The organism is Actinomycetota bacterium (genome assembly GCA_018334075.1).
Classification (GTDB): Bacteria; Actinomycetota; Coriobacteriia; order Anaerosomatales; family UBA912; genus JAGXSC01.
Genome location: JAGXSC010000044.1, coordinates 136,589 through 159,592, shown reverse-complemented (window position 1 = coordinate 159,592; position 23,004 = coordinate 136,589). Strand labels below are relative to the sequence as shown.

The 23,004-nt window shown below is 54.9% G+C and carries 20 protein-coding genes and 1 tRNA gene; 20 read left to right on the top strand and 1 reads right to left on the bottom strand.

Annotated elements, in window-relative coordinates; genetic code table 11:
• Positions 1-43 precede the first annotated feature (43 nt).
• The 17 genes from rpmA to KGZ89_05835 all read left to right on the top strand — a co-directional run bounded on the left by rpmA (position 44) and on the right by KGZ89_05835 (position 18,981).
• On the top strand, positions 44-301 hold the full coding sequence (gene rpmA / locus KGZ89_05915) for a 50S ribosomal protein L27 (protein MBS3974387.1): 258 nt from the start codon (positions 44-46) through the stop codon (positions 299-301).
• A gap of 103 nt (positions 302-404) precedes the next feature.
• Complete coding sequence (gene obgE, locus KGZ89_05910) at positions 405-1,718, top strand: GTPase ObgE (protein ID MBS3974386.1); 1,314 nt, start codon at positions 405-407, stop codon at positions 1,716-1,718.
• On the top strand, positions 1,702-2,826 hold the full coding sequence (gene proB / locus KGZ89_05905) for a glutamate 5-kinase (protein MBS3974385.1): 1,125 nt from the start codon (positions 1,702-1,704) through the stop codon (positions 2,824-2,826). Before obgE ends, proB begins: the two co-directional genes overlap by 17 nt.
• Positions 2,827-2,862: 36 nt before the next feature.
• Entirely contained in the window at positions 2,863-4,116 is a 1,254-nt protein-coding gene (locus KGZ89_05900) for a glutamate-5-semialdehyde dehydrogenase (protein MBS3974384.1), read from the top strand.
• Complete coding sequence (gene nadD, locus KGZ89_05895) at positions 4,113-4,739, top strand: nicotinate-nucleotide adenylyltransferase (GenBank protein ID MBS3974383.1); 627 nt, start codon at positions 4,113-4,115, stop codon at positions 4,737-4,739. Before KGZ89_05900 ends, nadD begins: the two co-directional genes overlap by 4 nt.
• A complete protein-coding gene (yqeK, locus tag KGZ89_05890) occupies positions 4,732-5,331 on the top strand; it encodes a bis(5'-nucleosyl)-tetraphosphatase (symmetrical) YqeK (GenBank protein ID MBS3974382.1) in 600 nt (199 codons plus the stop codon). The genes nadD and yqeK overlap by 8 nt, the downstream gene beginning before the upstream one ends.
• Positions 5,332-5,450: 119 nt before the next feature.
• Entirely contained in the window at positions 5,451-6,473 is a 1,023-nt protein-coding gene (locus KGZ89_05885; GenBank protein MBS3974381.1) for an LCP family protein, read from the top strand.
• Positions 6,474-6,478: 5 nt separating this feature from the next.
• On the top strand, positions 6,479-6,850 hold the full coding sequence (gene rsfS, locus KGZ89_05880) for a ribosome silencing factor (GenBank protein MBS3974380.1): 372 nt from the start codon (positions 6,479-6,481) through the stop codon (positions 6,848-6,850).
• Positions 6,851-7,780 carry a DMT family transporter gene (locus tag KGZ89_05875; protein MBS3974379.1) on the top strand — a complete coding sequence of 310 codons (930 nt, stop codon included), beginning with the start codon at positions 6,851-6,853 and terminating at the stop codon, positions 7,778-7,780.
• 49 nt (positions 7,781-7,829) lie between these two features.
• A complete protein-coding gene (locus KGZ89_05870) occupies positions 7,830-8,714 on the top strand; it encodes an ABC transporter ATP-binding protein (protein ID MBS3974378.1) in 885 nt (294 codons plus the stop codon).
• Positions 8,715-8,720: 6 nt separating this feature from the next.
• Positions 8,721-9,518, top strand: coding sequence for an ABC transporter permease subunit (locus KGZ89_05865; GenBank protein MBS3974377.1), 798 nt, complete (start codon positions 8,721-8,723; stop codon positions 9,516-9,518).
• Between the two features lie 109 nt (positions 9,519-9,627).
• A tRNA-Ala gene (locus KGZ89_05860) sits at positions 9,628-9,703 on the top strand.
• Positions 9,704-10,150: 447 nt separating this feature from the next.
• Positions 10,151-12,064: a site-specific DNA-methyltransferase gene (locus tag KGZ89_05855; protein MBS3974376.1), complete on the top strand. Its 1,914-nt coding sequence runs from the start codon at positions 10,151-10,153 to the stop codon at positions 12,062-12,064.
• 2 nt (positions 12,065-12,066) lie between these two features.
• Complete coding sequence (locus KGZ89_05850) at positions 12,067-15,045, top strand: DEAD/DEAH box helicase family protein (protein ID MBS3974375.1); 2,979 nt, start codon at positions 12,067-12,069, stop codon at positions 15,043-15,045.
• A complete protein-coding gene (locus tag KGZ89_05845; GenBank protein MBS3974374.1) occupies positions 15,045-17,474 on the top strand; it encodes an AAA family ATPase in 2,430 nt (809 codons plus the stop codon). The genes KGZ89_05850 and KGZ89_05845 overlap by 1 nt, the downstream gene beginning before the upstream one ends.
• Positions 17,475-17,476: 2 nt before the next feature.
• Positions 17,477-18,775, top strand: coding sequence for a DUF2130 domain-containing protein (locus KGZ89_05840; GenBank protein ID MBS3974373.1), 1,299 nt, complete (start codon positions 17,477-17,479; stop codon positions 18,773-18,775).
• A 14-nt stretch (positions 18,776-18,789) separates the two neighbouring features.
• Positions 18,790-18,981 carry a KTSC domain-containing protein gene (locus tag KGZ89_05835; protein MBS3974372.1) on the top strand — a complete coding sequence of 64 codons (192 nt, stop codon included), beginning with the start codon at positions 18,790-18,792 and terminating at the stop codon, positions 18,979-18,981.
• 131 nt (positions 18,982-19,112) lie between these two features.
• On the opposite strand, the gene KGZ89_05830 is transcribed toward KGZ89_05835, so the two are convergent.
• Positions 19,113-20,375, bottom strand: coding sequence for an OFA family MFS transporter (locus tag KGZ89_05830; GenBank protein ID MBS3974371.1), 1,263 nt, complete (start codon positions 20,373-20,375; stop codon positions 19,113-19,115).
• 333 nt (positions 20,376-20,708) lie between these two features.
• Here KGZ89_05830 and KGZ89_05825 point away from each other — a divergent pair, with 333 nt between their 5' ends.
• The 3 genes from KGZ89_05825 to KGZ89_05815 are packed head-to-tail and all read left to right on the top strand — an operon-like array spanning position 20,709 to position 22,958.
• Positions 20,709-21,713: a sodium-dependent bicarbonate transport family permease gene (locus KGZ89_05825; protein MBS3974370.1), complete on the top strand. Its 1,005-nt coding sequence runs from the start codon at positions 20,709-20,711 to the stop codon at positions 21,711-21,713.
• A gap of 7 nt (positions 21,714-21,720) precedes the next feature.
• Positions 21,721-22,308: an energy-coupled thiamine transporter ThiT gene (thiT, locus tag KGZ89_05820; protein ID MBS3974369.1), complete on the top strand. Its 588-nt coding sequence runs from the start codon at positions 21,721-21,723 to the stop codon at positions 22,306-22,308.
• On the top strand, positions 22,305-22,958 hold the full coding sequence (locus tag KGZ89_05815; GenBank protein ID MBS3974368.1) for a thiamine diphosphokinase: 654 nt from the start codon (positions 22,305-22,307) through the stop codon (positions 22,956-22,958). Before thiT ends, KGZ89_05815 begins: the two co-directional genes overlap by 4 nt.
• Positions 22,959-23,004 lie beyond the last annotated feature (46 nt).

The window sequence follows — 23,004 nt, the reverse complement described above, 5'->3', positions numbered from 1 at the left end:
TATACTCTGTAGTTGATACAAAATGAAAGTGAGTTGATAACTGATGGCTCATAAGAAGGGCATGGGAAGCACAAGGAACGGCCGGGACTCCAAGGCTAAACGTCTTGGTGTCAAGCGGTTTGGTGGACAGGTTGTGACCTCGGGCTCCATTCTGGTTCGCCAGCGGGGCACCAGAATTCACCCAGGTGAGAATGTTGGTCGTGGAGGTGACGACACTCTGTTTGCGGTCATCGACGGCGTTGTCGAGTTCACTCGAGGCCTGAAGAGGCGCGTACACGTACGCCCATTCGAAGGCCAATAAGGGATTCGCTCGGGCATAAGTTGATGAATCGGATAGTCAGCCCTCCGTTACCGATTATGGGCGGAGGGCTTTTGTATTTTTTGCTCTTGAAAGGTGCCCAGTAATGACTGGTGCTAAGTTTATCGATGAAGCAAGGATATTCGTGAAAGGCGGTGACGGCGGCGCCGGTTGTCGTTCATTTCGCCGAGAAGCTCATGTCCCAAAAGGCGGCCCAGACGGCGGTGATGGAGGCGGCGGCGGACAGGTGATCCTTCAGGCCGACAGCTCAATATCTACGTTGCTCGACTACCATTTCAAGCGTCATTACAAGGCGAAAAAGGGCCAACACGGGAAGGGCTCACGTCTCGACGGAGCTAATGGCCCCGACCTCATTCTTCCGGTTCCAGTAGGCACGATCGCTCGCGACTCGGAAAGCGGGGAGATCCTTGGGGACTTGCTCGTTCACGGGCAGCGTTTGATAGTTGCCAAAGGCGGAAAAGGTGGCCGAGGCAATACCCATTTCGTCACTCCGACTCGCCGTGCGCCTTCCTTTGCCGAGCTTGGCGAGCCTGCACGGGAGCGCTGGATCGATCTTGAGATGAAGCTGCTCGCCGATGCCGCACTTGTCGGCTTTCCGAACGTCGGAAAGTCATCGCTCATTGCCAGGATGAGCGCGGCGCGACCAAAGATTGCGGACTACCCGTTTACCACCCTCGTTCCCAACCTCGGAGTTGTTCGGGCAGGTGAGCACTCATTTGTGATCGCCGATATTCCCGGACTCATCGAAGGCGCGAGCGAAGGCCGCGGATTGGGACACGGTTTTCTTCGGCACATCGAGCGAAGCGCCATGATCGTTCATGTTGTCGATCTTACTGGTGGACACGAGGACCGTAATGCCATCGATGACATTCGAGTGATCGAAAACGAGCTTTCTGCCCATCTGGCCGAGCTGGCAGGGCGGCCGTCGGTATTGGTGGGCAACAAGGTTGACGCTCCAGGGGCGCTGGCAGTTTCAGAGGAAGTCAGGAGGTTCGCCGAAGACCGCGGGACTCGCTACTTTGAGGTCTCGGCGCTCACCGGCAAGGGCGTCGATGAGCTGGTGCTTTTTCTCGGCGGACAGGTTTACGAGATTCGCTCAGCTCTTCCCAAAGATGCCGATGCCAGTGAAGCGCAATATATATTCAAGCCATCTTCCGATCAAAGCTTTACCATCTCCCGCGAGAACAAAGGTTGGCGCGTAAGCGGCGAGACGGTTGAGCGAATGGTGATCATGACTGACATAAACAACGAGGAGGCAGTGGCCTTTCTGCAAAAAAAGGTGGCAAAAATGGGCCTCGAGCGCGCCTTGGAAAAGGCAGGCGCTGGGCTTGGCGATGAGATTTACATCGCGGGCGCGACCTTCGAGTTCATGGGGGCAGGCGATGGTGACCAGGAATAGCGGGATATCGTCACGACGCATAGTCATCAAGGTCGGTTCCTCCACCTTGGCATCGCCCGATGGTGGGATCGACCGGGAGTATGTGCGCTCGTTGGTCCTGCAGATCAACACCCTAAAGGAGATGGGCTGGCAGCCTGTGATTGTCTCAAGCGGAGCAATCGCTGCCGGAGTCGAGGAGCTTGGTCTTGAGGGTCGTCCTGCCGATATGCCAACTCTGCAGGCAGCCGCGAGTATCGGACAGGTCTCGGTGCTAAGCCTCTATGCGGCGTTTTTTGCGGAACACGGGACCACCATAGGCCAGATTTTGCTGACCCGCCGAGATACCGCACATCGTCAATCGTATCTCCACGCGCGGGACACATTCGAACGGCTGATAGAGCTCGGCGTCATTCCTATCGTGAACGAAAACGACACAGTCGCAGTTGAGGAGATCAAGTTTGGCGATAACGACACCCTTGCGGCATTAGTTGCAGTTATGATCGGCGCGGATATGGCCGTATTTCTCACCGATATCGAGGGCTTCTACTCCGCTGACCCCCGGGATGATGAAACGGCGGAGCTTCTCGATCGCGTCACGCAAGTTACAGATCAGATGATGGCCGCTGCAGGTCCGGCCGGCTCAGCCGTGGGATCCGGTGGAATGTCAACCAAGGTCAAAGCCGCAAAGGTGTTGATGCGCGCGGGAATACCGCTGGTCGTGTGCGACGGGAGGGTAGATCGCGTCATACTGGAGGCCGCCGAGGGAAATCCGGTTGGCACATTTTTCGTCCAGGGCTCGGAATCGATTAGTGCAAAGAAACTCTGGATCGCCACTGCCAGCAACCCTTGCGGAGAGGTCGTGATCGATGCGGGCGCGAGAGAGGCGCTTCTCGGCCACGGAAGATCGCTGCTTCCGGCTGGTGTTCTTGGAGTAAGTGGTGTTTTCGATATAGGCGATACCATATTGTTGGTAGATACTGAAGGTAAGACGGTCGGTCAGGGGCTTGCTGGTATATCGGCAGCCGACCTAGATGTGATAAAAGGGCTCAATAGTACGCAGATCGCGGATGTTCGGCCTGAAGTTGTCGGCAGGGAAGTGGTTCACAGAGATCACCTTGTGATTTTGTAGGAATTGGCGATTGGTATTTGAAAGGACCATTTAACTATGTCTGAGGTCAAGTCGATTGCGATCAAGGCAAAAGCCGCTGCTCGGCGGTTGGCTACTACGTCGTCGGAGCAGCGTAACAGGACTCTTTTGGCGATGGCGCATGCGCTGACACACAATCAGGAGGAGATTCTTGCCGCCAACGCCAGTGATGTTGAGGCTGCGCGAGGCAAAGGAGTTGCCGCGGCCCTCATCGATCGGCTGGAGCTGAACCCCGCAAGGCTGAAGTCGACATCCGAGTCCCTGCGAGCACTATCGCTGCTACCCGACCCGCTCGGCGAGATCATCGAGGGAAGCACGCTGCAAAACGGAATACGCTTGATGAAGGTTCGTGTACCGCTAGGCGTTGTCGCGATGATCTATGAAGCGAGGCCCAATGTCACTGTCGATGCAGCCGGACTTTGCATCAAAACGGGCAACGCAGTGATATTGCGCGGCGGCTCGCTTGCCGCCAGCTCCAACGCGATTCTCGCGCGAATCCTTTCCACCGCCGCCATCGCAGGCGGTATGCCCGAGGGCTGCATCTCCGCTGTCGATTCGGCTTCGCGGGAGGCCGCCGAGGAACTCATGGGCCTGCACGAGCATATCGACGTGTTGATACCTCGCGGCGGCGCCGGCCTTATACGGAATGTTGTCGAAAACTCCAAAGTCCCTGTAATTGAGACCGGGGTCGGAAACTGCCACATTTACATTCACGCGTCCGCCGATCAGAGGATGGCGCAAAGAATCGTTGTCAATGCCAAGACCCAAAGGCCCGGCGTGTGCAACGCGGCGGAGTCTTTGCTGATAGACGAGTCTTGCTACCAGGAAATACTTCCGCCGATACTAAAGGAGCTCGAAGAGCTAGGGGTCATGATAGTCGCCGATGAGCCCACAAGGGCTCTTGGAGCGGTTATGCGGATTGAGGCAGCGACCGAGGGGGACTGGTATACCGAGTACCTCGATCTCAAGATATCGGTCAAGGTAGTCGCCGGTCTTGACGAGGCGATCAACCACATCAACAAGTACGGATCCGCACACTCGGAGGCGATCGTCACCTCAGATTATCAGGCGGCCCAGCGGTTCCTTGCCGAGGTGGATGCTGCTGCGGTATACGTCAACGCATCCACCCGGTTTACAGACGGCGGAGAGTTCGGACTTGGCGCCGAGATAGGCATCTCGACCCAAAAACTTCATGCTCGCGGCCCGATGGGCCTGGCTGCGTTGACCTCGACAAAGTATGTTGCGTACGGAGATGGGCAGATCCGGGAGTGAGGAAACCCATGCGGCTCGGGATAATGGGAGGGACATTCGATCCCATACACTTTGGCCATCTGGTAACCGCTGAAGAAGCGCTGGTTCAGTTCAACCTGGACAAGGTGATATTCATGCCCGCCGGTCAGCCTTCACACAAGCCAGATGTGGTTGTTACCCGCCCCGAGCATCGTTACCTCATGAGCGTCATAGCGACCTCGGCAAATCCGGATTTCGATGTCTCGCGTGATGAAATTGACAGAGGGGGCCCTACCTATACGATCGACACGATGCTCGCCCTCAGGGAGACCTATGGCCCCAAGGCCGAGCTGTACTTTATCACCGGCGCTGACGCAGTGTGGGAGATCGCAACCTGGAAGGATGCGAACCGGTTCGAGGGGCTTTGCACATTTATCTCGGCGACTCGTCCCGGCTACGATCTGCAGAGCGCCTTAGAAGAGCACGGCACGACCCTTTCCCATCTCTCGATAGAGTTTATCGAGGTCCCATCACTGGCTATAAGCTCGACTGACATACGAAAACGTGTTCAGCAGCGTCATCCGATTCGCTATTTGACCCCGGAACCGGTCGTATCCTACATCCACAAGTACAATCTGTATCGAGGGAACTCACACGGTGTCTGAACTCAACTTCGATATCGCAAGATCGGCGATCGCCGAGAGAGTGAGTGCGAGCTCGCTTGAGCATTGCGAGGCAACTGCGGCCACTGCCGAATTGCTTGCAAAGGTCTATGGCGTGGATTCGCACGGCGCTTATCTCGCTGGACTTCTACACGATTGGGCCCGAGAAGATGCTTCGGCGTACTTGATCAGGCGAGCCCAAGAGATAGGAGTTCCTGTCGGTCCCGTGGAGATGGCAGTGCCGTATCTGCTTCACGCCGATGTCGGCGCTTACGAGCTTGGCGCGCGCTTTGCGGGAATCTCACCGACAGTGCTTGAAGCGATTCGCCGACACACTCTTGGTGCGGTGAGCATGAGCGAGCTTGATATGGTTATCTACATTGCCGACATGATCGAACCTGGGAGACGCTACGAGGGCGCCACGCATCTTCGCTCACTCGTCGGCGACGTCACTCTTTTTGAGCTGTACGCAAGCTCCTATCAAATGTCGTTTTGTCAGTTGATTCGTGAGCGCAAGCATCTTCACCCCACAACGGTCGATGCATGGAACGCCATCGTCGATGCCATGCCCGAGCAGTGGATTCAGGTGTCATGAGATCGCGAAAAGCACCAAGATCCTCCCGCGGCAAACGCAAACCCCCTGTTACTACACCGGCGCTTCCCTCCGGCTGGCGGGGGTCTCGGCGTTCCGGCACACAGCTACGAAAGGCGCGAATGGCTCTACGTCTAAGCAGTGTGCGTGAGCGCGCGGAGTCTTTCATCTCCAGACTTCGAGAAGAAGTCTCAGGCGTCGGTTACATTCTCGGGTTTTTGTTGGGCGGATTTACTGCGCTGGTTGTCGTGTTATTGGTCCTGTCATTGGGTATCAACAGCGTCGCCAGGTGGAATGCCCTACGCGTCGCCTCACCGAACGGCGCCGCTCAGGTTCAAAACGATGAAGCTCGTGACAATCTGCTCATAGTGTCCGTCGGCGAAAACAATGAGGCGCAAGGATTCATGGCGGTGCGCTTCGACCCGAAGACAGATTCGATCTTTGGCGTCGCGATACCCGAGTCCGCATTTCTCGAGATCCCCGGAAGGGGGTTCGAGCAAGCATCGGCATCTTGGGAGGTGGGTGAGAGTGTTTCACTCGACATGGTTTCCAACTTTATCGGCGTTCCATTCCTCTCATATATCACGGTCTCTCCGGACACGTACACCAAAATATTGACCGATCAGTCGTTCGCGTCGGTTCCAGAGGGTACGCTCGACACAAACCTCACCCAGGATGCTGTCACCCGATTCACCGAGCTTTTCGATACGACCTTGTCTGAGGATGTCGCTGTGGTGCCCTTGCCGGTAAAGCCGATATCCCTCGGCGAGCAGACTTTCTTTGAGCCCAGGCGCGATGAAATCGCCGACTTGCTCAAAACGTGGTGGGGAGTGGAGATCGAGGACCAACAGGCAGCCACGAGGGTCATAGTCTACAATGGCTCCGGGGTGCCGGGTATTGCGGGCATCGCCGCTCAGCAATTGATCCGCGGCGGAGTGCGCGTCGTTGACACGAAAAACGCCGACAGGTTTGACTATGCGGCTACAAGCATAATCGTGCAGAATGGACCGGTTACCAATGGCCATCAAGTTGCAGAGGTGTTGGGAGCCGGAGAGGTCATAGAGCAGCCGGCTGATCAGCGGGTTGCGGATGTAGTAGTGATCATCGGGAAAGATTACAGGCCACCGAGCCTGCCAAGCGAGTAAGGGAGATTAAACTGGAGACTGTAGAGATTGCGTTGGCTGCTGCTAGCGCAGCGAGCGACAAGAAGGCCGAAGATATCGTTGTTTTGCGTGTGTCTGAGCAGATCGTGATCACCGACTACTTCGTGATCTGCACGGGCAACACTGACCGCCAGGTCAAAACAATCGCCAATGAGATCGAGGATCAGCTTCGGAATAACTGTGGGATCAAGCCGATCGGCCGTGAGGGCGAAACCGAGGGATCCTGGATCCTGCTGGACTTTGCTGATGTGGTCGTCCACGTATTTCAGCCAAACGAGCGCGAGTTTTACAGGCTCGAGAAGCTTTGGAGCGACGCCGAGAGAGTCGAGCTGCCCGCAGCAATAAATTCCGGCGCGTAAATGAGCGCTTTTACCAACCGTATCTGGGTTTCTCTGGCGCTTGTGGGGGTCGCAGTTGTTTGGGCCGGCACATTTGTTGTCGTCAAGGACGCAATCGAGATATATCCCGTCTTTGCTTTCCTGGGGTGGAGATTCTGGATCGCTGTCATAGCGTTTCTTCTGATATTTCCATCTGTCCTAAGGAAGCTTGATCGAAAAACGATTGCTGTCGGGATATTCGCCGGCGCATTCCTCTGTCTGGGCTTTGTCTTTCAGACTATTGGACTTCAAGGCACAACAGCGAGCCGGGCCGCATTTATAACCGGCATGTTCGTTGTGATCACTCCCTTGCTTCAAGCGCTACTACTTCGCCGTATGCCGAGCGCCATGGTGGCCATCGGTGCGCTTATTGCACTCGTCGGGCTTTGGTTTCTCTCCGGTGGGAACAATGGCAGCTGGCAGGCGGGGGACACCTCAGTTCTGGTCGCGGCATTCGCTTATTCGGCTCACATTATCATTTTGGGTAGCATCGGCCGCCGACATGCGGTGCTGCCTTTGACCTTCGTGCAGCTGGCGTTCATGGCGGTTGTTTGCTCGGGTGTATCTCTCGTCACCGAGCCGATAGCTCTTCCTGGCGCCGGTTCGGTATGGCTGGCCATCTTGTTTACCGGCGTTCTAGCCTCGGCGGTCGCATTCGCGGTTCAGACGTATGCCCAACGACATATTTCGCCAGCTCGAACCGCTTTGATTCTGATCACCGAGCCCGCTTTCGGTGGAGTGTTTGGTTGGCTGGCTGGAGATGTGTTTACCATTGGCGCCATTGCGGGAGCGGCGCTCATCCTTGCAGGCATGATACTTTCCGAGATAGTGTCGTTGCGCAAGGCCGATAGAGGCACTATCGTTCATGAGACTACGATCGAGGGTCCAAGCGTAGCGATGATACGCGAATAAGTGCGCGACGCTTGCAATCTTGACCTGTGTCTTACAGGGAGGAGTATTTATGATTACCGTTTCAGGGTTGACTCTTACCTACCCAAACGGAAAAGGGGTTTTTGATTTAAACTTTACTGTTCCAGAAGGGGTGGTGATGGGCTATTTAGGCCCTAACGGGTCGGGCAAAACCACCACGATCAGGGCGCTTCTGGGCTTCATGCGGCCAAACAGCGGCAAGTGCCGACTAGGGGATCTTGATTGCGCTGAGCAGGCGCCGCAGATACAAAAAATATTAGGCTACATACCGGGAGAAATCTCTTTCCCTGATGGTATGAGCGGTGACGAGTTCCTGTCCTTTATGAGTGCCATGCGAGGAACCAAAAGCGCGGAGCACAAAGATCGGCTTCTTGAAATGTTTGAGCTGGATCCGAAGGGCAAAATAAAGAAGTTTTCGAAAGGGATGAAGCAAAAGCTCGGAATAGTAGCGGCCTTCATGCACAATCCCGAAGTGCTCATCTTGGATGAGCCCACAAGCGGCCTTGATCCTTTAATGCAAAACCGATTTGCAGAGCTTATTTTACGCGAAAGAGCTAATGGCAAAACCATTCTTATGTCCAGCCACATTTTCGAAGAAGTGGAAAAGATGTGCGACAGTGTTCTGATCATCAGGGATGGGAGAATAGTTGAGCAGGCGGATGTACGAAAGCTCAAAGGCGAGCAACGCCAAGTTTTCGTTCTAAGGCCCGGCGAAGCTGATGTCGCCGCCGGCATACTTAAAGCTGCGGGTTTTGAAACACGTGTTGAGCCGGATGGGGTGTTCGAAATCGTTGTATCGGGTGAAAAAGTAGACGCTTTCCTCAAAACAGCCGCGAAGTTTACAGTGCTGAGCTTTAGCGTCAAGCACCAATCTCTTGAGGACATCTTTATCAACTATTACGGTAAGGGGGAGTAAGCAGCCATGAGCTTAGCCCTTTTCAAATATACCCTGAAGCGAAGCTGGACATTACTTGTAATTTTTTTCGGCGTGCTGACCATGTATATGACCACGATGATTTCTATGTATAACCCGGAGGATATGGCGGGGCTGATTGGCATGATCGAGGCATTCCCTGAGGGTCTCAGGGCTGCGCTTGGGTTTGACGCCTTGGTCATGGAACTGACGGGTTATTTGGCCAGTTGGCTCTATGGGATGTTGATGATTGGCTTCCCTATGGTGTATTCAATTATTCTGGGCAATGCGCTAGTTGCCAAAATGGTAGACAATGGGTCGTTCGCCTATCTGCTATCTACGCCTACTTCGAGGGTCAAAATCATAGTCACCCAAGGCATTTACGCGCTCACATCACTTCTCATCCTTTTTATAGCACTATTTACCGTAGGTGTGCTGTTTGCCGAGGCTATGTTTCCGGGAGAGCTAAACATAAACGCCTTTTTCAGGCTTAATGTAACAACGATGCTCGTAAACATGGTAGTGATGATGATAACTTTTTTCTTCTCATGCCTGTTCAATGAAACAAGGCTGTCGCTTAGTTTTGGGGCGGGAATCCCGGTTACCTTTTTTCTGATGAATATGCTCGGCGGATCCGCGCCCGACTTGAAGATCCTATCCGACATCTCCATATTTGGCTTCTATGATCCGGTCAACCTGGTTGCCGGAGACGCTGCGTGGGGAATAAACTTAGCCTACATCGGGATTATTACTGTGCTGTTTGCGGGCGCGGTGATGGTATTTAATAAGAAAAGGTTGCCCCTTTGATATAACGGGGATACAGCGGCGATGATGCGCGAATAAGCGCGCGACGCTCGCAATCTTGACCTGTGTCTTATGGTTGATATACTAACGCTCGTTGCAATTTGTCAGTGATGGGGCCTTAGCTCAGCTGGGAGAGCGCTTGGCTGGCAGCCAAGAGGTCAGGGGTTCGATCCCCCTAGGCTCCACCAAAAGAGTCTGTTGCAATCCCTTTAGCGGCCGAGACAGACGAAGTACTCCTAGACCTCATCAGATCGCGATATAGGCTTCTGAATGCCTCGCCGCTCACACGTTTGTGACGATTTATCCATGTGATATTTTAAATGTAGGTATCCGCGTTGCTTTCTGATCCGCTGCATTCTTGCGCCCGCATGTCAGTGGCTGGGCTTATAATCGAGGGGGACTGCTGAAGGTCGCCGGGGATCTTATCCCGGACTAATAGGATGGAGCACGGAATATGGCGCGCTCAAGCAAGGCGAAGCACAACAAGACACCTGTACAGCGACTGCGGAAGGCCGCTGATGAGCTGGGGGCAATCAATTGCCACTTGGTGGCGTGGGGTGTCGATGAGCCTCACTGCCTACCAGTCTAAGTACTACGCCTACGAACTTTGGCAATCTGGATAGAGGAAACATTCAATGAGCAGTGACGATTTACAGGACATCCATGAAACCCCGCGCACTACACCGAACTTCAAGACTGAGCTTGCCGCGCAACTCTCTGAGCTGATTCCTGAGGCCATTGCCGATGGCAAGGTCGATGTCGAGAAGCTCAAGGAGCTCCTTGGTGACGATGCGGGTGACGACCGTGAGCGCTTCGGGTTGTTCTGGCCGGGCAAGAAACGCGCGCTGCGTGCAGCGCAGGAGCCTACCACGGCGACGCTGAAGCCCGACTTCGAGAACTCGAAGGACTGGGACACCACCAAGAATGTCTTCATCGAGGGCGACAACCTCGAAGTGCTCAAGATCCTGCAGAAGCACTATCACGGCAAGATCAAGATGATATACATCGATCCCCCGTACAACACCGGTAGGGACTTTGTGTACCCCGATAACTACAAAGAGGGGCTGGAAACCTATCTGGAGTGGACCCGCCAGGTCAACGAGGAAGGCAAGAAGGTCAGTACCAACAGCGAGACCGAGGGTCGCTATCACTCTAACTGGCTCAACATGATGTACCCGCGACTCAAGCTCGCAAGAAACCTGCTGACGGAAGATGGCGTCATCTTCATCGCTATCGATGATCACGAACTCGATAACCTGCGCAAGCTTGGAAATGAGGTGTTCGGTGAGTCGAACTTTGTCGGTCTCATCACGCGAGCGACAGGTACTCCGACGGGTGGTGGGTTCGACGGGCTGACGAACACCGTTGACTTCATGGTTGTCTATCGCCGAAGTCCTGTTGCGATACTGAATGGATTGGAGTTTGGCGAGAGCGATGCCGCCATCTACAACGAGGAGGATGCGCGCGGCAAGTACCTCACACGTTCCCTCCGCCGCACGGGAGGCGAGGACCGGCGTGAAGACAGGCCGAGTATGTATTACGGGGTGAAGTCCCCAGATGGCGTAGAGGTGTTCCCGATTGGTCCTGGCGGGTATGAGAGCCGATGGATCTGCGGCAGGAGCCGTTTCGCGGAGATGGAAGCCGAGGGACTCGTCGAGTGGAGGCTGATCGAGCGCAGCTCTGTGGCTGAATGGCATCCCTATCAGAAGTTCTACCTTGAAGGTCGCGACAAGCGTCCGTCGAACCTCTGGACCGACGTGGACGGCAATAAGAAGGGCACGCGTGAGGTTCGCGGACTCTTCGACGGCCAGAAGGTATTCGATTCGCCCAAGCCGACTGGGCTGATCCAACGGGTAATCCAGATCGGCTCTGACAGAGATTCGATCATCCTAGACTTTTTCTCTGGCTCAGGAACGACAGCGCACGCCGTGATGAAGCAGAATCTCGTCGATGGCGGGAATCGAGTTCATATCCAGGTTCAGCTGCCTGAACCGACCCCCGAAGGTTCTATCGCTCGCAGTGCGGGTTTCGAAACGATCGCAGAGATTTCACGACGTCGCATTGAGCTCGCTGCGGAGCACATTGCCGACGAAGACTCGACGCGATTGGATTTGCGCGAGACTCCGCTAGACTTAGGATTTCGCGCGTACTGCCTCGCTGACACCAACTTCTCGAAGTGGCGCGTGGCAAGCGAGACAGATGCAACAACGCTAGAGCAGCACCTACTCGACTTGCGCGACAGCGCGGCTGACGAGGCAACGCCTGAGGCCTTGCTGACCGAGATCTTGCTCAAGCAGGGCTATTCACTCACCGAGCGGATCGGGGACACTGAAGTCTCGGGCCTCAAGCTCAAGACAGTCGGTGAGGGACTTGTGCTCGCGTACCTCGACGAGCGCACCAAGCCGTCACTAGAGCAGCTGCGTGTGGTAATTGCCGAAAAGCCAGCCCGCCTCATCATCCTCGAAGACGTATTCCACGGTGATGACGAGCTCAAAACCAACCTTGTTCAAGAATGTAGGTCACGCGGCGTGGAACTCTGGACGGCCTAACGATGGAGTTCAAGTTTGATGCCCACCAGGAGTTTCAGCAGGACGCCATTGCCGCAGTGGTTGATCTATTCGATGGCCAGCCCAGTGACGCTGCGTCGCTGATGACGACATTACAGGGCATGACGCCGGACTCCGGTGACCAAGTGCGGGCTTTTGAGATAGCCAGCGAGGTCGGCGCGGTCGGCAACAACCTAATACTCGACGAAGCCACCATATTGCAGAATCTACAAGCCGTGCAGGACCGCAACGGCCTCGAAGTAGTGAGTGAGCTGGCTGGGGGATCGCTAGATTTCGACATCGAGATGGAGACCGGCACCGGTAAGACGTATGTGTATCTGCGTACCATCTTCGAACTGGCCAGGAACTACAACTTCACCAAATTCATTATCCTCGTGCCGAGCGTCGCCATCCGTGAGGGTGTGACCACCAGCATCAAGCTGATGACCAATCACTTCAAAGACCTCTACGCCACGCCGTTCGATTTGTTCGTTTACAGCGGCAGCACGCCGGAAGAGGTCCAGTCCTTCGCCACTTCCACGAGTGTGCAGATCATGGTAATGACCATCGACTCGCTGCGTGGTGACAAAAACACACGTGTTATTTACCAGACCCGCGAAAAGCTCAACGGACTGCGGCCCATCGACTACCTGAAGGCCACACATCCGGTGCTCATCATGGACGAGCCGCAGAACATGGAGTCGTTACTGAGCCAGTCTGCAGTAGGGGAACTCAATCCGTTGTGCACCCTTCGATACTCGGCAACGCATCGCAAGACGCGCAACGTTGTTTACCGGCTTGACCCTGTTGACGCTCACGAACTTGGCTTGGTCAAACAGATCGTGGTGGCCGAAGCCCTACAGGAAGGCGCTGATGCCACGCCGTACGTAAAGCTCCAGTCAGTTCGTAATGACAGGGGTTTTCTTGCCTGCATGGAATTGGCCGTGCGTTATAAGACGGGTGGTGCCATCAAGCGCAAGACGCTGAACGTCAAGAACGGCCAGGACCTCGCACTGGTCACTGATAACTCCGCCTATGAAGGCTGGCGGGTCAATGAGCTGAGCATCGAGCCTGAATCAGTCGAGCTGTTCCCGCATGGGTGGATTCAGGCGGGTGAGACCATCGGTGGCTCCAACGATTCCATCTACCGCGAGATGATCCGCGAGACAATTCGTGAACACCTGCGCAAAGAGGAGATGCTTCGACCGCACGGCATCAAGGTGCTCAGCCTGTTTTTTGTGGATAAGGTCGCGAGCTTTCTCGGCGATGGGTACAGCAACAACACAGCTAACGGTGATTTCGTGATGTGGTTCGATGAGCTGCTAGTAGAGGAACGTTCGAAGAATAGCAAATGGATGGAAGCGTTACCTCTCGACCCGGTTGAGTACCGCCGCGCTTATTTCTCGGCTATCAAAGGCAAGAAAGGTCAGCATGACACGTTCAAAGACACTAGCGGTACCTCGAAGGCTGATGATGATGCCTACGACTTGATCATGCGCGACAAGGCGCGGTTGCTGGATGAAAGTGAGCCGGTGCGGTTCATCTTTAGCCACTCCGCTCTGCGAGAGGGTTGGGACAACCCCAACGTCTTTCAGATCTGCGCTCTACGGGAGATGGGTGAAGCCACTGAGCGTCGCCAGACAATTGGACGTGGTTTGCGTCTGCCGGTTAACCAATCTGGTGAGAGGGTGCCCGACAAGGGCATCGCGCAACTGACCGTCGTGGCCAACGAATCGTATCGCGAGTTCGCTGACAGCCTGCAGAAGGAGTACCGCGATTCTGGCGTTAGCATCGGCTTGGTACGTCCCGGTGAATTTGCCAAGATTTGGACGACGGATGAAGTCACTGGCGAGGAAAAGCGCCTGGGTTTCCAAGGCTCCAAGTTGATCTGGGACGAATTGGTCGAACGTAGCTTCATCGACAAGGAAGGCAAAGTCACCGCGAACTTCCGTCCCGAAACGCTCGGCTTCACACTCGGCCCAGTGCCCGACTTCTTCTGGCCCCAAGACGACATCATCGATGTGATGCTCAACTGTCGCATCGAGCGCATCGTGAAGACTCAGCGCAAACGTGTGTCGCGCAAGTTGAACAAGGAGATCTACTCGTCGCCGTGGTTCGAGGACTTCTGGCGCACAATTTCGCAGAAGACCACCTACCGCGTGACGCTCAAGCGAGATGAAGTCATCGAAAACGCCGTCAACAGGATCAAGGCTGAGCAGCCCATTCTGCCTCTTCGAGTACAAGTAACCCGTGCAGGCGTGAAGTTGGTGCGTGGCGGCACGAAGACATCGGAGACTGCCACGCGGGCGGCGGAGTTGGCAGGTACTTACCAGCTGCCCGACATCATTGCTGAGCTGCAGGAGGCAACGTCACTCACTCGCAAAACACTGGTGGACGTGTTAACGCGCTCGGGCAAGCTTGATGAGTTCATCGGCAATCCCAACGACTTCATAGCGATGGTCAAGCGCAACCTGCAAAACGTGGTGGCCGCCGCCATTCAGGAAGGCGTTCAGTACGAGAAGATCGGCGGCTACGTTTACGAGTTGCGCGAACTGCAGGCTGACGGCGCCGAAGAGCGTGACCTGTTCCTGGATCGCGTCTACAAGGTCGAGCACACCGAGAAGACCGACTTCGACTACATCCAGATTGACTCTGAAGGGGCAGATGCGCCGGAGCGCCAGTTCGCTGCAAAACTGGACTCGCGCGAAGACGTGAAGTTCTTCATGAAGCTGCCCAGCAAGTTCAAGATCGAGACGCCCGTGGGGCCGTATAACCCTGACTGGGCGATTATCAAGCAGGACGAGAATGGCGAGGATCGTATCTATATGATCCGCGAGACCAAGAGCACGTGGGATGAGTCCAAGCGCCGCCCGACTGAGAACGCCAAGATCAAGGCCGCAACGGAACACTTCAAGCAGCTGGGCATTGGCACTGATACCGTCCCGGGCTATGCGGTCAGCGTGCCGGATGAATGGAGATTGTGATGCTCCGCAAGCTGGACTCCATTAAGGCCTGCGGCATCTTTGAGGATTACCGCTGGGGCGCGGGTCTCCCCGATCTCGCTCGGATCAACGTGATCTATGGATCCAACGGCACCGGCAAGACCTCACTCTCGGATGCACTTGACGGATTGCGAAACGCCGACGACGGAAAAGGCTACAAGAAGTTGTCGGTGACCATCGATGACAATGGAACCTCAATAGCGACCAACGGTAATGACAACCCGTTCTTCGAGCGGGTTCATGTGTTCAGTGAGTGCTATGTGTCTAGAAGCCACAAGTTCACGCCCGCAGAAGCAGAGATGACTGCTGTACTCACGATCGGCGAGAAGGCAGCCGACGTGGAGAAACAGCTCGAATATCTGCGAACGACGGTCGCCGCGAAGACCGCAGAGCGCGACGCTGCAGTGGATACGGAGCGTGCTGCCAATCAGGCGATAGAGACTACCTACAGCCGGGTGTCACAGCAGGTCGTCGATGCCGCCAGCAAGGCCGGGGGCAGGTATCACTCCCGCAGCAATTTCAGCACACGCATGGTCCGAACGATGTTCGGCCAAGACCACGCGACTTGGACTGAGCTTACTAAGCAGGAATTCCAGGAGAAGACGGGGATCATCAACGCTGACAAAGCGGAGGCGCTTCCCGAAGAAGAGCTGGTGGTCAGCGTACCGGACGACATCCGGCACAGAATCTCGGCTGCACTCGGGACCACGCCTAGCACGATCATCCTCGACACGTTGCAGACACACCCGGACGCCACCGAATGGGTGGATCAAGGTCGGCACCACCACGAAGGAGTGGATACGTGTATTTTTTGCGGATCTTCTCTCAGCGATGAGCGCCGTTCCCAGATTGATCAGCATTTTTCGGATGCCGTGCAACAACTGCAGCGCGAGTTGCGCGGAATCATGACCGAACTCGCGAGCATCGAGTCGAAGGTGGAATCCTCGCTTCGGGCCGTACCGAGCAAGGGCCTGTTTCTTGAAGATCTGCGCGCCAGATACGACGAATCCGAAGGAAAGCTCCGCGAGGAACTCGGCTCCTTACAGGCATGGACAAATGGGGTTAAGAAGAGGTTGGAGGCGAAGCTGGCGAATGTTCTGATGCCGGTTGATCCCGAGGTTGATGCACCGTCGACCGTGGAAGGCAAAGAATTCATCAAACTGCGCGATGAACATAACGATCGGGTCTCTAAGCACGATGAGGTTGTTCAAGCTGCAGCGAAGGCCGTCGAACTGCACTACTTGAAGAAGGGCGAGTCGGAGGTTGCTGGGAAGAAGGCCGAGTCGGTCAAGCAGAAGGCGGCGGCCGACAAGCTCAACGAAGAGCTTTTGAAGCTGACCAATCAAGTCACGGCGCTGGAAGCGGTTGATGGTGACCCGACTCCGAGTGCCAAGGTGTTAACCGAAGAAGTTGCGCGGCTGCTTGGGCGAAACGAACTGAAGTTCGAGGCCGTCGACGGCAAGTACCAAGTGACTCGAGACGGCGAACCAGCCACTGGACTTAGCGTAGGCGAGCGAACCGCTGTTACTCTCGTTCACTTTCTGGAAGTGGTAGCGCGGTGCGATGCCTGCATAGGCAAGCCCATCGTCGTAATCGATGATCCTGTTTCCAGCCTCGACAACGAGATCTTCATGGGTGTCTCCACTTACATATGGAACGAAGCAGTTGTCAAAGATCACATTGCCCAGCTGATCTTGTTGACCCACAACTTCGAGCTATTCCGGCAGTGGGACATACAGATAGAAGCGCTTCACAACTCAGGGCGAGACAAGACGACCAGCAAGAAGATGAGGGACCTCTGCCCGGCTTCGTTCTACGAGCTTAAGTCCAAGCATGTGACGCGCTTGAGCAAGACGAGGCGTTCGCCCGTCATCGCCGAGTGGCCTCCTACCGAGGCCACTCGCAAGAAGGTACGCTCGACGTATCACCACGCATTCATTGCTACAGTCGACAAGCTCAAGGATCTCCAGGCTGATGACTCGATGGAAAACCGGCTAGATGCGCAGCTGCTGTTTCCCAACGTGATCCGACGAATGTTGGAGACGTTTCTAGCCTTTAAGCACCCCGAGTGGGTTGGCAACTTCACTCTGGCCATGCACAACTCGGCAGATCTTCTTCGTGAGGCTGGCTACCAAGGTGATGCAGGCGCTCTGCGGCTGCGTCTGACCCGATACACGCACGCCTACTCACATAGCGAGAGCCCCGCGACCGATACGACTGTGAGTCCCGATGAGGTCAAGACGGCTATAGAGGCTGTCTTCGAGTTCATGAACCAGATTGACGGCCCTCATTTTGCGGGCCTATGCATCGTGACCGGAGTTGATCCGAAAGATGTATTGCCTGCTGCTTCCGACGAGCTCGGGGCGGTTGAAGATGCTCAAGAATATGATGAATCCAAAGAGGAGGTGTAATTATGCACGAGATCAAATGCCCGCATTGCGGCAAGACATTCAACATTGATGAGGCCGGTTACGCGGACATCTTGAAGCAGGTACGCGACGAAGCCTTCGACCAGGCTCTGCACGATCGGCTAGTGCTAGCCGAGCAAGACAAGAAGCAAGCCGTTGAACTCGCAGAGACCAAGGTCGCCAGCGAGATGGAGAGGGCAGCAGCCAAGAAGGATGCGGAGATCGAGCGCCTCAGAGAGGAATTGAAGACGAGCGTCGAGCTGGCTCAAGCGAAGGCCACCGGCGAGCTCAAGGAGGAGGCTACGAAGAAGGACGCAGAGATAGCTCGCCTGAAGGCGGAACTGGAGAAGGCCGACGTCGCCAAGCAACTTGAGCTCAAGGAGGCACTCGGCACTGTTGAGAAGGAGCGCGACGATCTCAGACGTGACCTAGAGGTCAAGGATGCCCAGCAGAAGTTGATCGAGTCGTCACTCAAGGAGAAGTACGAGACACAGATCAGGGATCGCGACGATGCCATCGAACGCCTGAAAGACCTGAAGGCCAAGCTGTCCACCAAGTTGGTCGGCGAGACCCTGGAGCTGCACTGCGAAACGGAGTTCAACAAGATCCGCGCTACGGCCTTCCCTCGCGCCTACTTCGAGAAGGACAACGACGGCAGCAGCGGCAGCAAGGGCGACTACATATTCCGCGACTCCGACGAAGCATGCACCGAGTGTGTGTCTATCATGTTTGAGATGAAGAACGAGTGCGACACCACCGCGACGAAAAAGAAGAACGAGGACTTCCTCAAGGAACTCGACAAGGACCGTAACGAGAAGGGCTGCGAGTACGCCGTACTCGTTTCTTTGCTGGAGCCGGACAACGAGCTCTACAACACGGGCATCGTGGACGTGTCTCACCGGTATCCGAAGATGTACGTCATCCGACCACAGTTCTTCATTCCGATGATCACTCTACTTCGCAATGCTGCGCAGAACGCCTTGAAGTACAAGTCGGAGCTTACATTGATGAAGGCTCAGAACATCGACATCACCAACTTCGAGGAGGACCTGGAGGCGTTCAAGTCAGGCTTCGCCAGGAACTATGACTTGGCTTCACGGAAGTTCCAGAACGCCATCGCTGAGATTGACAAGACCATCAAGAGTCTCGAGAAAACGAAGGCCGAACTTCTTGGTTCCGAGAACAACCTCCGTCTGGCAAACAACAAGGCCCAAGATGTGTCGATCAAGAAGTTGACGCGCGGCAACCCGACTATGGCAGCGAAGTTCGCGGAGCTGGAGAAGGCAGACTCAAGCGAGGAATAGGAAGGGGATGAGTGATGCAGCGCATTCCGGTCATAAGCAGCAACTGTGCGTCGGTCGGTTATGACCCGACCACAAGAACTCTCGAGGTTAACTTCATCTTGGCGATCGACAGCCCGGATTCGTACGGGTCACGGCATCGGCGATCTGCTTGTCTGTCATCGATGTCATCCGAAGCGCAACACCTCGGGACTTGCGCAGTCGGCTGACTGTGTTCCGGTGACAGCTGGATCGCACAGTAAGTTCGTAGATCTTCTCACCCACCCCCACCAAAGCAGAAAGCGGATCCACAATTTGTGGACCCGCTTTCTTGTTACCGTGGTTTGTTGTGTCAAAAGTCCTAGGGAAGCTTGTACTTCAGCTTGTAAGCGAACAGAGCCAAGAGCCAGCCTATAAGGGTGAATACTCCCGCCACCGCAAATGGAACCACATATGTGCCGGTTGCGTCGTAAAGCCTGGCTCCAACCTGTGGGCCAAAGAATGCAGACACACCGAATGCCGTGAACACCACACCATAGATGGCACCTAGATTCTTTACTCCGAATGACACGGTGGTCAGTACCGGGAACAATCCCAGGGTTACAGCGAAACCGAAGCCCAATATAAACGCGCTTATGTACAGGGTAAGGGCGCTAGTGGCAAAGGTGTTGAAGGCAAAGTAAGTGGCTGCGGTGATCAGGTATGTGCCGAGCATCACGTTGACGGGCCCGATCTTCTCGGCTAGATAGCCTGCAACCGGTCGGCCAAATCCATTTGCCAATCCAAAGAAGGTCATTGCGAGAGCGGCCGTTGTTTTTTCGAGTCCCAGGATTGAGACTCCGTAAGGGGCAACGTGGGTCATGGCCATCAACCCACCGAAGATGATCAATACGAACCCTATCCATATAAGGTAGAGCTTGGGTGTTTTCATTGCTTCAGCTAAGGTGGCTTCTGTTCGAGGCGCAAGCAAGCCGTTGCCGTTCGCCCCTGGAGAGCTGTCCCAACCTGGTGGCGACCAGCCTGGCGCGGGCAATCTTATCAGCCAAGCAGCAAAGAATGTAACCAAGCTGGTGATAATACCCAGCACCAAAAAAGTGTTGGGGATTCCCACTGTAGCAATCAGACGGGTTATCCAGGGCGCAAACACTGCCGAGGCGATTCCAAAGCCGATCAGTCCTACAGTGATTGCGAACCCAACTCGATCTGGGAACCATTTCCGGATTGTGGGTACCGCGACACAGTATGCAAGACCACATCCAAGTCCACCGATAACTCCGTATGTAAGAACCAACCACCATACGTCGGTGAAACGCTCAACTTGTGTTGCAAGCAGATATCCGATCAGGAAGAGTACGCCTCCAGAAACGGCGACCACCCTGGGGCCGTACTTATCTTGCAACATGCCACCGAATATCATTGTCACGCTAAACACTGCAAGATAAATCGACACCGGCATAGCCGCCTGTGCCCTGGTCCAGCCATATGTCGTCTCCAGTGGCACAATAAAAACGCCCCACGCATACGCGATTCCGCCCATCAGGGTCAGCAGCAACCCGGCGATCGGTATACTCCACCGGGATACAATATATGTGGGCGGACTCGTTGCTACAACCGTACTTGACATTTCTCCACTTCCTTCCAGGACGAATAACCACGGCTCCATACGTACTAGCCTTGGCATAAAGTTAGGCGTGTTTCGCAATTCAGGCGATAAATCTGTCGCATAAGGGCGCATTCTTCGGGCAAAGGCGCTCTAGTGGCGGTCTGCGGTAAATCCGAGGGATGCCAATCTTGGCAGATACCGTTCACCGACCGGTTTCTACCGCTTAAGCGAGTTGCTCGCGGGTTTGGTGGTTAGCGCGATTACTTTAGGGCACACTGCGAAAAGTCGTATAATGTCCAATGTGCGTGGTTGCCTATCGTATGGCTATCGCTATTTGCAGAGGGAGAGGGATCTATGGAGGTATTGTTAGGCTTTTTGTCAAAGTTTTTTGAGATGCTGCAGACGCCCACTCTTGCTTTCCTTATACTTGGAATGCTTGTCGCCGCTGTCAAAAGCGAGCTACGTATTCCTGACGCGGTATATCAATTTACCGTCTTTGTTCTGCTAATGCGAATCGGCTTGAACGCTGGTATGGAGATGCGTAATGCCGATATCTCGGCAATCTTGCTCCCTGCCCTGATCTGTGTGGTAATAGGAATTGTAGTGGTGCTGGTAGGTTCGGCGATACTGACGCGCCTTCCGGGAGTCAAGCCTGTAGACGCGATAGCCACTACCGGCTTGTTTGGTGCAGTCTCCTCCGGAACCTTCATCGCAGGAACACTTGCTTTGGAGGATGCCGGAATAGCGTTCGAAGGCTGGGTTGCGGCGCTATATCCATTCATGGATACTCCAGCGCTGGTCACCGCGATCGTTCTTGCTAACCTTCATCTGAAGAAAAAATCCGGGACGGCCCAAGGCGTGAGCATCCTCGCAATTACCAAAGAGACGTTTCAGGGAATGGCGGTAACAACTCTTTTTGCGGGAATACTTGTGGGTCTATTGGCGCAGCCAAGTGCGGTTTTCGAGGGTTTTTACGATCAGCTCTTCATCGGCTTTCTGTCTGTCTTGATGCTGACACTGGGCATGGATGCCTATAGTAGTTTGAGAGATCTTTTTAAGGTCGCTCACTGGTATGCTCTTTATGCTGCCGTAGCTCCATTAGTGCACGGCTTGGCGGGATTCGGCCTTGGATATATCGCACACTTGCTGGTCGGGTTCTCGCCGGGCGGGGTTATCATGCTCGCGATTCTTGCTTCTTCCAACTCCGATGTATCTGGCCCTCCAACACTTAGAAGCGGTATCCCCTCGGCTAACCCTTCGGCATATATTGGAAGCTCGACGGGTGTAGGAACCCCGGTTGCGATTGGTATCGGCATCCCCTTGTTCATGTATTTGGGAAAGGTAGTCTTCGGGATATAGTATGAATATGCCGATAAGGCAATTCCCTACACAGATTTTCGTTGAAATCGCGCTGTGCATAGCGTTGGCAGCGGTTTTGAACGCGGTCAGAATTTTTCAGATGCCTTATGGTGGCACCGTTTCGCTTGTGATGTTGCCATTGATAGTCATTGCTTTGCGGCGCGGTGTTCTGGCCGGAATGATTGCAGGAGCGGGATACGGATTGATTGAGCTCATGATCGAGCCGATGATCGTCCATCCCGCTCAGGTGCTGCTCGACTATCCTCTCGCATTTGGCGCCCTTGGTCTTGCTGGGATATTCCATGCCAAGTGGCAGCGTGGCGTATTGGCCAACCGCGCCAAAGATGCGATTTGGTCCGCAGTTCTGCCTGCCGTGATCGTTGCAACGTTTGCGCGCTACGTATTCCACGCTGCTTCTGGATATATCTTTTTTGCAGAGTACGCGCCCGAGGGACAGCCGGTGATCGTTTATACGCTGCTTTACAATCTCTTTGTCCCAGTATCTGCCTTGGGTGTTTTCGCAGCGGCGGCGGTTGTGTTGCCCGCCCTTGCCAGGCATGGTTTTCCTCAATCTGATAGTCGGAGCTCGAGATGATGGGCCAGGAGTGCACTTTGGTTGCAGCGGCCCCTTATGTTACCGCCTCCGCATACAAAAGCGTCATAGCCGAGGCAAAGTGTCTGATCGCCGTTGATGGCGGAGTCGACCTGTGCAAGGCTCTTGGGCGAGTTCCGGATGTCGTAATAGGCGATTTCGACTCCGCTACCCTGGATGGGATTGAGTGGGCGGAAGCCTCCAGAGCAAAGATAGTGCGCCTTTCGACAGATAAGGACTTTAGCGACCTGGATGCAGCACTGAAGTACGCAGCGGATATGGGCTCCCCGCGCGTTAACGTGACGGCTGCATTTTCTGGACGGCTGGATCATTCACTGGCATGCGTTGGATCGCTTTTCAGGCATGCCCACCTGAGTCCGAGGATATCTGAGCCTGGCTTTCATGGATGGATTTTAGCGCCTTCTGGCTTGAGCACTCTTTCTCTTTCAATGATCGGTCAAACTGTATCGATTGTTACCGCGATTGGGGAGGCCACAGTTTCCCTGGATGGCTTTCGCTATCCGCTTTCCAGAGGCGTGATCGACCCGCTATCATCGTTTGCTATAAGTAATGTTGTGGAGAGATTTGATTCGAGGATCACGGTGCACTCGGGTGTGATTCTGGTGACGCTAATGTCTTTGACCGACATTTGAGGTATGCTTGATCTGTGCTTGGCGCTTGATCTTGAAGGAGGACTTG

Coding starts and splice junctions, on each gene's coding strand:
- proB (MBS3974385.1), top strand. CDS start 1,702: ATGGTGACCAGGAATAGCGGGATATCGTCACGACGCATAGTCATCAAG.
- rpmA (MBS3974387.1), top strand. CDS start 44: ATGGCTCATAAGAAGGGCATGGGAAGCACAAGGAACGGCCGGGACTCC.
- thiT (MBS3974369.1), top strand. CDS start 21,721: ATGCCGATAAGGCAATTCCCTACACAGATTTTCGTTGAAATCGCGCTG.
- KGZ89_05845 (MBS3974374.1), top strand. CDS start 15,045: ATGCTCCGCAAGCTGGACTCCATTAAGGCCTGCGGCATCTTTGAGGAT.
- KGZ89_05840 (MBS3974373.1), top strand. CDS start 17,477: ATGCACGAGATCAAATGCCCGCATTGCGGCAAGACATTCAACATTGAT.
- KGZ89_05900 (MBS3974384.1), top strand. CDS start 2,863: ATGTCTGAGGTCAAGTCGATTGCGATCAAGGCAAAAGCCGCTGCTCGG.
- KGZ89_05865 (MBS3974377.1), top strand. CDS start 8,721: ATGAGCTTAGCCCTTTTCAAATATACCCTGAAGCGAAGCTGGACATTA.
- KGZ89_05870 (MBS3974378.1), top strand. CDS start 7,830: ATGATTACCGTTTCAGGGTTGACTCTTACCTACCCAAACGGAAAAGGG.
- KGZ89_05825 (MBS3974370.1), top strand. CDS start 20,709: ATGGAGGTATTGTTAGGCTTTTTGTCAAAGTTTTTTGAGATGCTGCAG.
- KGZ89_05830 (MBS3974371.1), bottom strand. CDS start 20,375: ATGTCAAGTACGGTTGTAGCAACGAGTCCGCCCACATATATTGTATCC.
- obgE (MBS3974386.1), top strand. CDS start 405: ATGACTGGTGCTAAGTTTATCGATGAAGCAAGGATATTCGTGAAAGGC.
- KGZ89_05815 (MBS3974368.1), top strand. CDS start 22,305: ATGATGGGCCAGGAGTGCACTTTGGTTGCAGCGGCCCCTTATGTTACC.
- KGZ89_05855 (MBS3974376.1), top strand. CDS start 10,151: ATGAGCAGTGACGATTTACAGGACATCCATGAAACCCCGCGCACTACA.
- KGZ89_05875 (MBS3974379.1), top strand. CDS start 6,851: ATGAGCGCTTTTACCAACCGTATCTGGGTTTCTCTGGCGCTTGTGGGG.
- KGZ89_05885 (MBS3974381.1), top strand. CDS start 5,451: ATGGCTCTACGTCTAAGCAGTGTGCGTGAGCGCGCGGAGTCTTTCATC.
- KGZ89_05850 (MBS3974375.1), top strand. CDS start 12,067: ATGGAGTTCAAGTTTGATGCCCACCAGGAGTTTCAGCAGGACGCCATT.
- KGZ89_05835 (MBS3974372.1), top strand. CDS start 18,790: ATGCAGCGCATTCCGGTCATAAGCAGCAACTGTGCGTCGGTCGGTTAT.